Annotated in this window: 10 protein-coding genes and 1 pseudogene; 10 read left to right on the plus strand and 1 reads right to left on the minus strand. The window is 58.3% G+C overall.

What is annotated here, in order from left to right; all coding sequences use genetic code 11:
* Positions 1 to 176: 176 nt before the first annotated feature.
* The 10 genes and pseudogenes from tcyJ to BK659_RS22670 all read left to right on the plus strand — a co-directional run bounded on the left by tcyJ (position 177) and on the right by BK659_RS22670 (position 10,605).
* The gene (gene tcyJ, locus BK659_RS22625; RefSeq protein WP_123427236.1) at positions 177 to 971 is read left to right on the plus strand and encodes a cystine ABC transporter substrate-binding protein; all 795 of its coding nucleotides are present in this window, start codon (positions 177 to 179) and stop codon (positions 969 to 971) included.
* Positions 971 to 1,636, plus strand: coding sequence for a cystine ABC transporter permease (gene tcyL / locus BK659_RS22630; protein ID WP_123427238.1), 666 nt, complete (start codon positions 971 to 973; stop codon positions 1,634 to 1,636). Before tcyJ ends, tcyL begins: the two co-directional genes overlap by 1 nt.
* 4 nt (positions 1,637 to 1,640) lie before the next feature.
* Positions 1,641 to 2,387, plus strand: a complete 747-nt coding sequence (tcyN, locus tag BK659_RS22635; protein ID WP_123427240.1) for an L-cystine ABC transporter ATP-binding protein TcyN — start codon at positions 1,641 to 1,643, stop codon at positions 2,385 to 2,387.
* Between the two features lie 510 nt (positions 2,388 to 2,897).
* Positions 2,898 to 3,661: pseudogene (locus BK659_RS22640) on the plus strand (hypothetical protein).
* A 402-nt stretch (positions 3,662 to 4,063) separates the two neighbouring features.
* Positions 4,064 to 5,305 carry an SfnB family sulfur acquisition oxidoreductase gene (locus tag BK659_RS22645; RefSeq protein ID WP_123427244.1) on the plus strand — a complete coding sequence of 414 codons (1,242 nt, stop codon included), beginning with the start codon at positions 4,064 to 4,066 and terminating at the stop codon, positions 5,303 to 5,305.
* Between the two features lie 39 nt (positions 5,306 to 5,344).
* Positions 5,345 to 6,538 carry an SfnB family sulfur acquisition oxidoreductase gene (locus BK659_RS22650; protein ID WP_123427246.1) on the plus strand — a complete coding sequence of 398 codons (1,194 nt, stop codon included), beginning with the start codon at positions 5,345 to 5,347 and terminating at the stop codon, positions 6,536 to 6,538.
* Entirely contained in the window at positions 6,538 to 7,905 is a 1,368-nt protein-coding gene (locus BK659_RS22655) for an LLM class flavin-dependent oxidoreductase (protein WP_123427248.1), read from the plus strand. The genes BK659_RS22650 and BK659_RS22655 overlap by 1 nt, the downstream gene beginning before the upstream one ends.
* 129 nt (positions 7,906 to 8,034) lie before the next feature.
* Entirely contained in the window at positions 8,035 to 8,844 is an 810-nt protein-coding gene (locus tag BK659_RS22660) for a MetQ/NlpA family ABC transporter substrate-binding protein (RefSeq protein WP_123427250.1), read from the plus strand.
* Positions 8,845 to 8,846: 2 nt separating this feature from the next.
* Positions 8,847 to 9,971, plus strand: coding sequence for a methionine ABC transporter ATP-binding protein (locus BK659_RS22665; protein WP_123427252.1), 1,125 nt, complete (start codon positions 8,847 to 8,849; stop codon positions 9,969 to 9,971).
* On the plus strand, positions 9,961 to 10,605 hold the full coding sequence (locus BK659_RS22670; protein WP_123427253.1) for a methionine ABC transporter permease: 645 nt from the start codon (positions 9,961 to 9,963) through the stop codon (positions 10,603 to 10,605). Before BK659_RS22665 ends, BK659_RS22670 begins: the two co-directional genes overlap by 11 nt.
* A 111-nt stretch (positions 10,606 to 10,716) precedes the next feature.
* Here the strand turns inward: BK659_RS22670 and BK659_RS22675 are convergent, their stop codons facing one another.
* Positions 10,717 to 13,542 (minus strand): RHS repeat domain-containing protein, encoded by a 2,826-nt coding sequence (locus tag BK659_RS22675; RefSeq protein ID WP_123427256.1) that lies wholly within the window; start codon positions 13,540 to 13,542, stop codon positions 10,717 to 10,719.
* Positions 13,543 to 13,608 lie beyond the last annotated feature (66 nt).

Consider the following 13,608-nt stretch of genomic DNA (forward strand, 5'->3'; position numbering starts at 1 on the left):
CAAACTGAATTTATATTATTTTTAATATCTAAAAGCCTCGTCATATAGTCCCGCCGCAGGCGCAATTGCTGCGAGACGCATACGCTGCTTTTAGGGCACGATGTTGCAGCCGTTCAATTCCCGGTTTTGCCTGCTTCTCCAAAAAACGTCTTCATAAAAAAACACAGGGGCTTGTCATGAATTTTTCCGCATTCCGTCGAAATCTGCTGGTGGGCTCGCTGGGCCTGGTACTCGGTGCTGGCCTGTTGGGGCAAGCGGTGGCCGGTGAGCAGTTGCAAAAAATCAAGGGGGCCGGCGTGATCAACGTCGGTCTGGAAGGCACTTACCCACCGTTCAGTTTCGTCGATGCCGACGGCAAACTGGCCGGCTTCGAAGTGGAGTTCTCCGAAGCCCTGGCCAAAGAGCTGGGTGTGAAGGTCAAACTGCAACCGACCAAATGGGACGGCATTCTCGCGGCGCTGGAATCCAAGCGTCTGGACGCGGTGATCAACCAGGTGACCATCTCCGAAGAGCGCAAGAAAAAGTATGACTTCTCTGAGCCGTATACCGTTTCCGGAATTCAGGCGCTGACCCTGACCAAAAACAAAGACACTATCAAGACCGCCGCCGACCTGGCCGGCAAGAAAGTCGGCGTAGGCTTGGGCACCAATTACGAGCAATGGGTCAAGGACAACGTTCCAAAAGCCATCATCAAGACCTATGACGATGATCCGACCAAGTTCCAGGACCTGCGTGTCGGCCGTATCGACGCCATTCTGATCGACCGCCTCGCCGCGCTGGAATACGCCAAAAAGGCCAAGGACACTGCCGCCGCCGGCGAAGCGTTCTCCCGTCAGGAAGCCGGCATTGCCCTGCGCAAAGGCGAGCCTGAACTGCTGGCTGCAGTGAACAAGGCCATCGACAAGCTGCGTGCCGACGGTACGCTGAAAAAGCTTTCGGAAAAATACTTCAGCGCTGACGTCACTCAATAATGGAAGAAGCTTTCCAACTCGCACTGGATTCCGCGCCCTTTCTGCTCAAGGGCGCGTACTACACAGTGATCCTCAGCCTGGGCGGGATGTTCTTCGGCCTGGTGATGGGTTTCGGCCTGGCGCTGATGCGCCTCTCGCGCTTCAAGCTGGTGAGCTGGATCGCCCGCGTCTACGTGTCGTTCTTTCGCGGCACGCCGTTGCTGGTGCAACTGTTCGTGATCTATTACGGCTTGCCGCAATTGGGCATCGAACTTGATCCGCTACCGGCAGCCTTGATCGGCTTCTCGCTGAACATGGCCGCCTACGCCTGCGAAATCCTCCGTGCCGCGATCAGCTCCATCGAACGTGGCCAGTGGGAAGCCGCTGCCAGTATCGGCATGACCCGCGCGCAAACCCTGCGCCGGGCCATCCTGCCGCAGGCTGCGCGAACGGCGCTGCCACCACTGGGCAACAGCTTCATTTCGCTGGTCAAGGACACTGCACTGGCGGCGACCATTCAGGTGCCGGAACTGTTCCGTCAGGCACAGCTGATCACCGCCCGTACCTTCGAAATTTTCACCATGTATCTTGCCGCCGCACTGATCTACTGGATTCTTGCAACGGTGCTTTCGCACCTGCAAAACCAGTTGGAAGAGCGGGTCAATCGGCACGACCAGGAGTCCTGACCCCATGATTGTCGTGGAAAAACTGACAAAGCAGTTCAAGGGTCAAGTGGTGCTCAATGGCATCGATCTCAAGGTTGAAGAAGGCGAGGTGGTGGCGATCATCGGCCCCAGCGGCTCGGGCAAGACCACCTTCCTGCGTTGCCTGAACTTTCTCGAAGAACCCACCAGCGGCCGGATCAAGGTCGGTGACATCGAAATCGATGGCAGCCGCCCGTTGAACCAGCAGCAGAGCCTGGTGCGCCGTTTGCGTCAGCACGTCGGTTTCGTATTTCAGAACTTCAACCTGTTCCCCCATCGCACGGCACTCGAAAACGTCATCGAAGGCCCTTTGGTGGTGAAGAAAATCCCAAGGGATCAAGCACTGGCGCTGGGTCGAAAACTGCTGGCCAAAGTCGGTCTGGCGGGCAAGGAAGACGCTTACCCGCGCAGGCTTTCCGGTGGGCAGCAACAGCGTGTGGCGATCGCCCGGGCGCTGGCCATGGAGCCGGAAGTCATTCTCTTCGATGAGCCAACCTCGGCCCTCGATCCGGAACTGGTTGGCGAAGTGCTGGCGACCATTCGCGGTCTGGCCGAAGAAAAGCGCACCATGGTCATCGTCACCCACGAAATGGGCTTCGCCCGTGATGTGGCGAACCGGGTAGTGTTTTTCGACAAGGGCGTCATTGTCGAACAGGGTGAAGCGAAGGCGTTGTTCGCCAACCCAAAAGAAGAACGAACCCGGCAATTTCTCAGCAAGTTTCTCAACTCCTGAAGGTTCTGCACACCACCAGAACCGTATTAACCGCTGTCAACTTCCACGGACGGAAGTGACACTTACCGCACTACTTAACCGACATTACCCCCGCCTCCCGCCAACGTTCAGAGTTACTTAATCCTTTCTGTTAAAAGCGGTATATAGATACCTCCTGCAACAAGCTACTATCGCGTAGCCTCAAGCACACTCAGCTCGAGCCAAAGCCTTGAAGCGCCGGAAACACTGGCTCACAAATCGACAGCATATAAGAAAAAGCCGGACAGCATGTCCACCAATCTATTATTGCGAGTAGGAAAGATCTGAATAGCCCGGCATTCCAAAGTTCTCAACTTACGTCTATTGACACCCTATAGCTCCCTCACTTATCTAGGCATCTACCGGTACTTCACAGCACCTGAACCTATTTAAAAATTCACCACCAAACATTGAACAACCTGAACTGCTACTACACTACGCCTTCGACACTTCCGAAATGGATTTCGCTGCGATGTTTCAAGGAGAACACTCATGACCTGTCTGTCGAACAAAGTTGAATTGGCGGCGCCTGGCCTTGCGCAATCGGTCAGATCTGCCATCAACATCACTTCCGCTGCTCACCTGTTGATCGAGATACCGCCCTACTCCGGCATGGACGAAGGTGATCTGATCGAACTGTTCTGGGACAACTGCTATGTGGCCTCCAGGGTGCTCAACACCACGGACGTCGGTCAGCCACTCAGCCTGCGAGTGCCGGAGAGTTTTATCCGCAATGGCAGCTCGCGCATCCACTACCGGCTCATGCAAGTCGGGCAAGGCCCGGCGCTGTCCGCGGCGAAACGGGTTCAGGTCAAACTCGACTGCCCGGGCGGTCAGCCCCACACCCTGTGCGCGGATGAAAACCAGCGCCTGGAGCCCTTGGGTATTCCCGAGATGATCCGTCGACACGGGGTCAACCCGAACCAGATCAAACGCGGTGTGCCGTTGACCATCGAGCCCTACCTGAACATGGCGGCTGACGATGAAATCACCCTGCGCTGGGGCGATGTGCGCATGGACCTGCCCAAGATCAAACCGAGCGAAGTCGGCCAATCGATCAACGTCTGGGTGCCACCTGCAGTGATTCTTGAGGCAGGTGAAGACCATCGACTGGAAGTCACCTACTGCATTCTTGATCGCGTAGGTAACAACTCGCGCTGGGCGCCGGCGCGCACCTTGAAAGTCGGCTGCGCCAATCCTTATCTGAAAGTACCGGCCAGGAAGTGCTGAAGGCCCCTGAACCCCGCGACCGATGAGATCCCTGTAGCAGCTGGCGAAGCCTGCGTTCGGCTGCGCAGCAGTCGCAAAATTGGACGCAACGTTTATTCAGATTAATCGCGATTTCAGGATTCACGACTGCTGCGCAGCCGAACGCAGCCTGCGGCAGCTGCTACAAGGTTGCGTTTACACCGCCCTTTCGGGGTCACATGCTAAAGACCGCAGGGCCTGTCGACACCCTTCTATACATATTCCTAAAAGTTAGTTTATTTATTTTTTATACGCGCTTAGGGTATATGCACCGGACCACCGGACATTCTTGATTTTGATTTCGCCGCACGCTGCGGCTTATCCATGAGATGTGAGGTAGGTATGGTCAGGAACAAAATCACCCCGGTGCAAATCGCCAGGGCATTGCGTGCAGCCAGGGAGCGGCGCTGATGTCTAATCTGGCAGATGCAAACGTTCAGAGTGATCTGGACATTCCCCCGCTGTTGTTGCCCGCGCAGGTTTTGCGCGACGACGCGCAAGCCCTCGAAGCAGCCCACGAACTCGCTCAGGTCGCCCGCCTGCAAGCCGCGCGACGCGATCAACAGCGCAAGTTGCCCTGGGCGGAAATCGAACAATTCACTCGCAGTGGCCTGGGCAGTATTGCCATTGGCAAGGCGTTCGGCGGCCCCGACGTTTCATTCGTCACCCTCGCCGAAGTCTTCGCGATCATTTCCGCGGCAGACCCGGCACTGGGACAAATCCCGCAGAACCACTTCGGGATTCTCAATCTGCTCCAGCACACCGCCAACGAGCGGCAGAAAAAGCAGCTGTTTCAGAGCGTGCTAGACGGCTGGCGAATCGGCAATGCGGGGCCTGAACGCGGCACCAAAAATACCCTGGAACTCAAAGCCCGAATCACCGCCGACGGTGATGGTTACGTCATCAGCGGCCAGAAGTTTTACTCCACGGGCGCACTGTTCGCTCACTGGGTCGCGGTAAAGGCACTCAATGACGACGGCAAGCAAGTCATCGCCTTCGTCCGTCGCGGCACCCCGGGGCTGCGCATCGTCGACGACTGGTCGGGTTTCGGCCAGCGCACCACGGCCAGCGGCACCGTGCTGCTGAACAACGTACGGGTCGATGCTGATCTGGTGGTGGACAACTGGCGAATCAACGACAGCCCGAACATCCAGGGCGCCGTGTCACAGCTGATTCAAGCCGCCATCGACGCCGGTATTGCACGCGGCGCCATCGACGACGCCATCAGCTTCGTTCGCGAACGGGCTCGGCCGTGGATCGATGCCAAGGTCGAACGCGCCAGCGATGACCTCTACGTGATTGCCGACATCGGCAAACTGAAAATCGAACTGCACGCCGCTGAAGCGCTGCTGCGCAAAGCCGGGAAAGTGCTCGATCAAGTCAGCGCCGCGCCGGTCACCGCCGAATCCGCCGCCCGCGCTTCGATTGCGGTCGCCGAAGCCAAGGTGCTGACCACCGAGATCTCGCTGCTGGCCAGCGAAAAACTCTTCGAGCTGGCCGGCAGCCGCGCCACCCTCGCCGAGTTCAATTTCGATCGCCACTGGCGCAACGCACGCGTGCACACCCTTCACGATCCGGTGCGCTGGAAGTACCACGCCGTGGGCACTTATCACCTGAACGGCACCTTGCCTGCACGGCATTCCTGGATCTGAACGACCAGAACACTTTTGACCAGATCTCTGGAGAAACACATGACTCTTTCTCACCCCGTCGCGGTCATCACCAGCGATGAACAAGCCCTCGTCGTCGCCAGCGATCTGGCCGAAGACTTCAAACGCGACAGCGCCCTGCGCGACCGTGAACGACGCCTGCCCTACCCCGAACTGGAAGTCTTTTCGCGCTCCGGCCTGTGGGGCATCAGCGTGCCCAGGGAATTCGGCGGTGCGGGGGTTTCCAACGTCACCCTGGCCAAGGTCATCGCGCTGATCGCCCAGGCCGACGGTTCGCTGGGGCAAATTCCGCAGAACCACTTTTATGCCCTCGAAGTGCTGCGGGTGAACGGTACGCCCGAGCAGCAAAAGCGCCTGTACGCCGAAGTCCTCGCCGGTCAGCGCTTCGGCAATGCGCTGGCCGAACTCGGTACCAAAACCGCTCACGACCGGGTCACCAGCCTGACGAGAGATGGCGACGGTTTTCGCATCAACGGCCGCAAGTTCTACTCCACCGGGGCGATCTACGCGCAACGGATTCCGACCACGGTGGTCGATGAACGCGGCGTCCAGCAACTGGCCTTCGTCCCGCGTGACAGCCAGGGCTTGACGGTCATCGATGACTGGAGCGGCTTCGGCCAGCGCACCACCGGCAGCGGTTCGGTAGTGTTTGAAGATGTCTACGTTTCGGCTGATGACGTGATCCCCTTTCAAAGCGCCTTCGAACGTCCGACCCCGGTCGGCCCTCTGGCACAGATTCTCCATGCGGCCATCGACACCGGCATCGCTCGCGCCGCCTACGAAGACGCGCTGCATTTTGTGCGGAGCAAAACCCGCCCGTGGATCGATTCCGGTAACGACAAAGCCACCGAAGACCCGCTGACAATCAAAAGCTTCGGCCACCTGAGCATTCGCCTTCACGCGACAGAAGCACTGCTGGAACGCGCAGGAGAGTTTCTCGACCGCGCCCAGGCCGACACCAACGCCGAAACCATCGCGGCGGCCTCGATTGCCGTGGCCGAAGTGCGCGCCATCAGCACCGAAATATCCCTGGCGGCCGGCAGCACACTGTTCGAACTCTCCGGCAGCCAGGCCACCCTGGCCGAGCACGGCCTGGATCGTCACTGGCGCAACGCCCGCGTGCACACCCTGCACGACCCGGTACGCTGGAAGTATCACGCGGTGGGCAACTACTACCTCAACAATGAAAACCCGCCGTTGCGGGGGACTATTTGATGCCCTCGCCTCTGACAAAGAGAAAAAAGATCCTGCTCAATGCCTTCAACATGAACTGCATCGGGCACATCAACCACGGCCTGTGGACTCATCCACGGGACAACTCGACCCAGTACAAGACTGTCGAGTACTGGACCGAGCTCGCGCAGTTGCTGGAGCGCGGACTGTTCGACGGGCTGTTCATCGCCGACATCGTCGGGGTTTACGACGTGTACCAACACTCGGTCGACGTACCGCTCAAAGAGTCGATCCAGTTGCCGGTCAACGACCCGTTGCTGCTGGTATCGGCCATGGCGGCCGTGACCCGCAACCTCGGCTTCGGCCTGACCGCCAACCTGACGTATGAGCCGCCCTACCTGTTCGCCCGTCGCATGTCGACCCTCGATCACCTGAGCCGTGGCCGGGTCGGCTGGAACATCGTCACCGGCTACCTCGACAGCGCCGCCAAGGCCATGGGCCTGAGCGAACAAGTCGAGCACGACCGACGTTACGACCAGGCCGATGAGTACCTCCAGGTGCTGTACAAACTCTGGGAAGGCAGTTGGGAAAACGACGCGGTGATCAACGACCGCGAGCAGCGGATCTACGCGACACCTGCGAAAGTCCACAAGGTCGAACACCACGGCGAGTTCTATCAGGTCGAGGGTTATCACCTCTGCGAGCCTTCACCACAGCGCACGCCGGTGCTATTTCAAGCCGGCAGTTCGGAGCGTGGTCTGGTGTTCGCCGGACAACACGCCGAGTGCGTGTTCATCAGCGGCCAGAACAAGGTCTCGACCAAGGTCCAGGTGGACAAGGTCCACGGCAGCGCCGCCGCTGCCGGGCGTAACCCCGAGGACATCAAGGTCTTCATGGGGCTGAACGTGATCGTCGGTGCAACCGAGGCGCTTGCCTGGGCCAAGCACGCCGAGTACCTGAGCTACGCCAGCGCCGAGGCCGGGGTGGCGCATTTTTCCGCGTCGACCGGGATCGACTTTTCCGAGTACGAACTCGACGAGCCGATCCAGTACGTGAAAAGCAACGCCATCCAGTCCGCTACCAAGAACCTGCAAAACAACGACTGGACCCGGCGCAAGTTGCTTGAGCAACACGCCTTGGGCGGCCGCTACATCACCGTAGTCGGCTCGCCTGAACAGGTCGCCGACGAGCTGGAATCCTGGATCGCTGAAACCGGCCTGGACGGCTTCAACCTGACCCGCATCGTCACCCCGGAAAGCTATGTCGATTTCATCGACCTGGTGATCCCCGAGTTGCAACGACGCGGCTCGTACAAGACTGCTTACGACGAAGGCACCTTGCGCGAAAAGCTGTTTCACGCAGAGGCGCATTTGCCCGAGCAACACACCGGCTCGGCGTTCCGACGCTAAAAGCATCGCGAGCAAGCTCGCTCCCACATGGGTTTTGTGAACACCGGAGATCCACTGTGGGAGCGAGCTTGCTCGCGATGAGGCCCGACCAGACACCCCACATTTCATGCACTGACTGGAAAACCCATCATGACCAAGAAGCTCTTAAAACACCCAGTCAAAGCACTGGCCCTGGCCCTCGGCCTCTTCAGTTCCATGACTTTCGCCACCGACGCACCGCTGAAAATCGGCACCACCGCCGCCTTCGCTATCCCATTGGAAGCGGCGGTCGAAGAAGCCGGTAAACAAGGCCTGAAGGTCGAACTGGTGGAGTTCAGCGACTGGATCGCGCCGAACGTCAGCCTGGCCTCGGGCGACATCGACGTGAACTATTTCCAGCACATCCCGTTCCTCGAAAACGCCAAGGCCGCCGCCGGTTTTGATCTGGTGCCGTTCGCGCCGGGCATCATCAACAACGTCGGCCTGTACTCGAAGAAATACAAAAGCTTCGACGAGCTTCCCATCGGAGCCAGCGTGGCCATCGCCAACGATCCGATCAACAGCGGTCGTGGGCTGCAACTGCTGGCCAAGGCCGGGTTGATCAGCCTCAAACCGGGAGTCGGTTACAAGGCCACCGAAGACGACATCGTCGCCAATCCGAAAAAACTGAAAATCCTTCAGGTCGAAGCCGTGCAACTGGTGCGCGCTTATGAGGACGCCGACCTGGTGCAGGGCTACCCGGCCTACATTCGTCTGGCCAAGACCTTCGATGCCGGCTCGGCGCTGCTGTTCGACGGCCTCGATCACAAGGAATACGTGATTCAGTTCGTGATCCAGCCGAAAAGCAAAACCGACCCGCGCCTGATCAAGTTCGTCGACATCTACCAGCATTCGCCGGTGGTTCGCGCCGCTTTGGATAAAGCTCACGGCAAGCTCTATCAAGCTGGCTGGGAAGGCTGACCATGAATGCCGCCAACGCCCAGCTTCGACTGGAAATTGCGCCGTCTCGCAGCGCTGAACAGACTGAACTGCATCCAGAGCTCAATCGCGCCCACGTACGATTTATCGGCCTCGGCAAAACCTACAACGGCCAACAAGGCCCGGTCGCTGCGCTGCAGGGCATCGACCTGGCGATCCAGCACGGTGAAGTGTTCGGCATCATCGGCCGCAGCGGTGCCGGCAAATCATCACTGATCCGCACCATCAACCGTCTCGAACAACCGAGCACCGGTCGGGTGCTGATTGATCAGGTGGACATTGGCGAGTTCGATGAGGACCGTCTGGTGGCGCTGCGGCGGCGGATCGGCATGATCTTTCAGCACTTCAACCTGATGTCGGCCAAAACCGTGTGGCAGAACGTCGAACTGCCGCTCAAGGTCGCGGGTGTGCCGAAAGCCGAGCGTGAAAAAAAGGTTCGTGAACTGCTGGAGCTGGTCGGCCTGCAAGGCAAACACAAGGCCTACCCGGCCCAGCTCTCGGGTGGGCAAAAACAGCGCGTCGGCATCGCCCGGGCGCTGGTGCACGACCCGGCGATTCTGCTCTGTGACGAAGCCACTTCGGCCCTCGACCCGGAGACCACGCAGTCGATCCTCGGCCTGCTGCGCGAGATCAATCAGCGCCTGGGGCTGACGATCATTCTGATCACCCACGAAATGGCGGTGATCCGCGATATCTGCGATCGGGTAGTGGTGCTCGAACATGGACGAATTGTTGAGCAAGGGCCGGTCTGGGAAGTGTTTGGCAATCCGCAGCACGAGGTCAGCAAAACCCTGCTGGCGCCTCTGCAACATAGCTTGCCGGAAGAACTGCAACGCCGTTTGCAGGCCCAACCACGCTCGGCGGAATCCGCGGTAGTGCTGCGCTTGCAGTTCACCGGCAGCAGCCATGATGAACCGGACCTGGCGGCGCTGTTCAGTATGCTCGGCGGGCGAGTGCGCTTGCTGCAAGGCGGCGTCGAACGGATTCAGGGCCACGCCCTCGGGCAATTGTTGTTGGCAGTGACCGGCTCGTCCTTGGGTGCCGAAGAAATGCGCCAGCGCGCCAGTCACTGGGCGCAACACGTGGAGGTGCTCGGTTATGTGGTTTGATCGATTGCTGCAAGGCGCTATCGACACCTTTCTGATGGTCGGCGTGTCATCGCTGATCGCGCTGTTGGCGGGCATTCCGCTGGCGGTGATTCTGGTCACCAGTTCCAAGGGCGGTATCTACCAAGCACCGGCGCTGAACCGTGCGCTGGGGGCCTTCGTCAACCTGTTCCGCTCGATTCCGTTTCTGATTCTGATGGTCGCGCTGATTCCGTTCACCCGCTTGGTCGTCGGCACCACCTACGGCGTCTGGGCTGCCGTGGTGCCGCTGACCATCGCCGCCACGCCGTTCTTTGCGCGTATCGCCGAGGTCAGCCTGCGCGAGGTCGACCACGGCTTGATCGAAGCCGCCCAGGCCATGGGTTGCCGGCGCTGGCACATCGTCTGGCATGTGTTGTTGCCCGAGGCGCTGCCGGGAATCGTCGGTGGTTTCACCATCACGTTGGTTACGATGATCAACTCGTCGGCCATGGCCGGGGCAATTGGTGCCGGTGGGCTGGGCGATATTGCGTACCGCTACGGGTACCAGCGGTTCGATAGCCAGATCATGCTGACGGTGATTGTGTTGTTGGTGGTGCTGGTGGCGGTGATTCAATTGGGTGGGGATCGGTTGGCAAGGGGGTTGAATAAGCGTTGAAGTCGACTTACCGATGAAAAACTCAAAGACCCAGAGGATGCAGGGCGACTGAGAGTAATTAGTCTCCCCTATAAGGCCATTTATATTAGTTTTACTTGCATCATACAAAACTCACTCATTAAGAAGACTTAGAAAAAGTTGGCTACCTTCACTTTTGGAGCGCAATAAATCATTCATGCTTTTTGCTGCATACGCAATATTGTCAGGATTTGAGGCTCCCACCCTGGCGCGTAACATATCATCGCCATTAAAATAGCCCACCGCAAAATCAAGCTCTATAGGGATATCGATTAACCCAGAAGCTTCGGCAACAGCAGCAATAAAATATTCCGGCGGACTGGTAGAACCTTTCAGATACTCCACAGTTAATCCACCTTGCATAATAACTTCGGATAGACGCTGATGTGGATCAGCGTGATGAACCGCATTAACCCCGGGAGCTGGTGCCGCAGAGCCATTCAAATAAAAATAATCCACCGCGCCCAGCACAAAGTTGCCCACCTCATCGACTTGACTTACATGCATGAGCTCATGAGCCAAAATATGGACCATAGGAAGATACTGTATGTTTTTCATATTAAGGACCACGCGACCGTGAACATCTTCGGGATCAACATGTGCACTAGACTCAGACTCCATAACAGCACCCACAAACTTAGATTGCCCTAAAGGCGTTTGATAGTCATTGGCCAGCGACGCCCCTCGCCCCCAAAAGTACATAAGATTATCTGTAATCATTGAATACCTTGGACCAAAATAATCTTGCAAAATCTTGGAGCTTCCTGAAAGCTGCATATTTAGCGCAGCGAGAGCACCGGAGTACACGCTCTCAACTTCTACCAGCCCCGACATGATGCTATTACTGTACTCGGGCGAAAATTGTTCCAACCCGCGCGCAATAATTTTTCCACCCTTTGAAGTTATTTTCCGCTCAGATTCATCATCCCGCCCCTGATAAAACCGCCCATCTACATCTTTTATATCGATAGGTTTATTTGCAACAAAGCAAAAGAAATTAAGTCCATTTACCGGCCCCGCGGGGTCCGGATTAATCCAACGCTGCAACCAAGGCGAGTAATACCGATACCCATAATAATAAAGCCCCGTTGCATCCCGCTCTTTCCCCGAATACCGAATCGTTTTGTACTTCGCCACTACCGCACTTTTACCCGCCCAACACGCCGTGCCGCCGAACGAGTAATACTGTTCCTGCGTCAGCACACCGGCCTGATCATCCAGCTCCAGAGTGCTGGAACCCAGGTGATCACTCAGGCTGTAGCGCAACTGATCGTTGTCGATGCCCTCGGGCGCGGATGTCGGCCAGTGCAAAACGCGCACGCTGCTGCGGCCGGCTTCTACGCTAATGACATGGTGTTCTTCGCCATCGGCATCCCGGTGGATTTCCAGACCCGGCAGATAACGCACTTCGGAACGCAAGGTTCGGGCGCCGGTGTGTGTGAGACGCACCTTGCGCAAGCGATGCCCAGGACGGTCGTAGACGTAACACTCGTCATCATCGAGCCCGTCGTCACGCTTGACCAAAGCCACCCGGCTCAGTTGATTACGCGTGTCCCAACTCATGGTTTGTCCGCGTTGCAGCTCGCGCTGATTGCCGTTGGCATCGAAGCCACGGGCGATTTCGTCCTCCCCCGGCAACCCGCCGTCATCCCGTTCGCCAAGGCTGCGATTACTGTGGTTGGAGGTGAACATTGAGAAGCTCGCCGCACCGCTGTGGTGGCGGGTGATCAGGTTGCCCGCCCGATCATAGTCGAACGTCTGGGTGTAAGTGCGCCGCTGGTTGGGGTCCAGCGGCGTCGGCAACACCCCCGGCAGCGCCGGCCCATGGCTTGGGCTGCTGACCTCCCAGCCCTTGGCTTCGACCAGTTGATAGAGGCTGTCGTAGCGGTAGCGGTTGATCGGCTCGATGCGTTGATGATTGAAATGACTGACGCTCTGCGCCTGGTCTTCCAGCTCGACGATGTTGCCCACCGGGTCGTAGGCATAGTTCAGATCCTGCAAGGGCTTTTGCTGTGCAAGACCGGCCACCAGCCTGATCAGCCGCCCATTGTCGGCCGCATACTCGACGTTGGTTACCACCCCATTGCCCGCGGTTTCGCTGTCGATCTGGCCGAAGGCGTTGTAGCGGATATGGCTGACCAGCAGCTGCGGTTCGTTGGCCGCGGCCTGTTTCAACCAAACCGCCTTGAGCTCGCCCGCGACGGTGTGAGCGAAGGTTCTGACGTTGCGTTTGGCATCGGTCTGAGTCTGAAACTCACCGAGGGGATTGCAGGTTTGCGTCGAGACGAAAGAGGTTTCTTCCAGCAATGCGTCCCGAGCGTCGACTGTCAGCGGCCAATTGGGTGTTTCCAGGTCAGCGAGCACGCGCCGGCTTTCGCTCAGTGCCAGGCCATTGAGACCGTATTCAGTGAAGACTTGAGTACCGGCAGGGTCGTCGTGGCGAATGACTTGCCCGCACTGATTGTGCTCGGCGAATCCTGCATCCGAACCGCCATAGCTTAGCCGTTCGACTATCCGGGGAGGTTCGTCACTGGCCTGTTCCGCGATCGCAACCGGACGCTGTAAACCGTCGTAATCGGTGTGACGCTGACTGCCGCGGCTGTCCCAACTCGACAGCAATTGACCCGTTTCATCCAGCAAACCCAACTGCCAACCACCGTCGACGCTGTCGGTCAGCAGGCTTTGGCCCGTCAAGTCATAGACGGTCGCCAGGTTCGGCTTCGACGCAACACCCCACAGTCGAGGGTCCCAACTCTCGCTCAACCGTCCGGCCGCATCAAAGATTTGCCGGGTAATCCGTGTATCAATCGCTTGCCCGGCGCGCTGACGGCAGTACCCCACGCTGCGGATCGCCAACCCACGCGGGTCCATGACCGACAACGTCGGTGTGGCTGTGTCGTGAGAAGCCTGGATGGTCATCGCGATCCCTTGCTCGCTTGAGTGCCCGGAAGCATGGGTGATTTTTCATCTGGCCGATACTGTAAG

Source organism: Pseudomonas brassicacearum, assembly GCF_003732225.1.
Taxonomy (GTDB): domain Bacteria; phylum Pseudomonadota; class Gammaproteobacteria; order Pseudomonadales; family Pseudomonadaceae; genus Aquipseudomonas; species Aquipseudomonas brassicacearum_E.

What these genes read in the sequence shown, in the direction of transcription:
- tcyJ (WP_123427236.1), top strand. Translation starts at nt 177, where the DNA reads ATGAATTTTTCCGCATTCCGTCGAAATCTGCTGGTGGGCTCGCTGGGC.
- tcyL (WP_123427238.1), top strand. Translation starts at nt 971, where the DNA reads ATGGAAGAAGCTTTCCAACTCGCACTGGATTCCGCGCCCTTTCTGCTC.
- tcyN (WP_123427240.1), top strand. Translation starts at nt 1,641, where the DNA reads ATGATTGTCGTGGAAAAACTGACAAAGCAGTTCAAGGGTCAAGTGGTG.
- BK659_RS22645 (WP_123427244.1), top strand. Translation starts at nt 4,064, where the DNA reads ATGTCTAATCTGGCAGATGCAAACGTTCAGAGTGATCTGGACATTCCC.
- BK659_RS22650 (WP_123427246.1), top strand. Translation starts at nt 5,345, where the DNA reads ATGACTCTTTCTCACCCCGTCGCGGTCATCACCAGCGATGAACAAGCC.
- BK659_RS22655 (WP_123427248.1), top strand. Translation starts at nt 6,538, where the DNA reads ATGCCCTCGCCTCTGACAAAGAGAAAAAAGATCCTGCTCAATGCCTTC.
- BK659_RS22660 (WP_123427250.1), top strand. Translation starts at nt 8,035, where the DNA reads ATGACCAAGAAGCTCTTAAAACACCCAGTCAAAGCACTGGCCCTGGCC.
- BK659_RS22665 (WP_123427252.1), top strand. Translation starts at nt 8,847, where the DNA reads ATGAATGCCGCCAACGCCCAGCTTCGACTGGAAATTGCGCCGTCTCGC.
- BK659_RS22670 (WP_123427253.1), top strand. Translation starts at nt 9,961, where the DNA reads ATGTGGTTTGATCGATTGCTGCAAGGCGCTATCGACACCTTTCTGATG.
- BK659_RS22675 (WP_123427256.1), bottom strand. Translation starts at nt 13,542, where the DNA reads ATGACCATCCAGGCTTCTCACGACACAGCCACACCGACGTTGTCGGTC.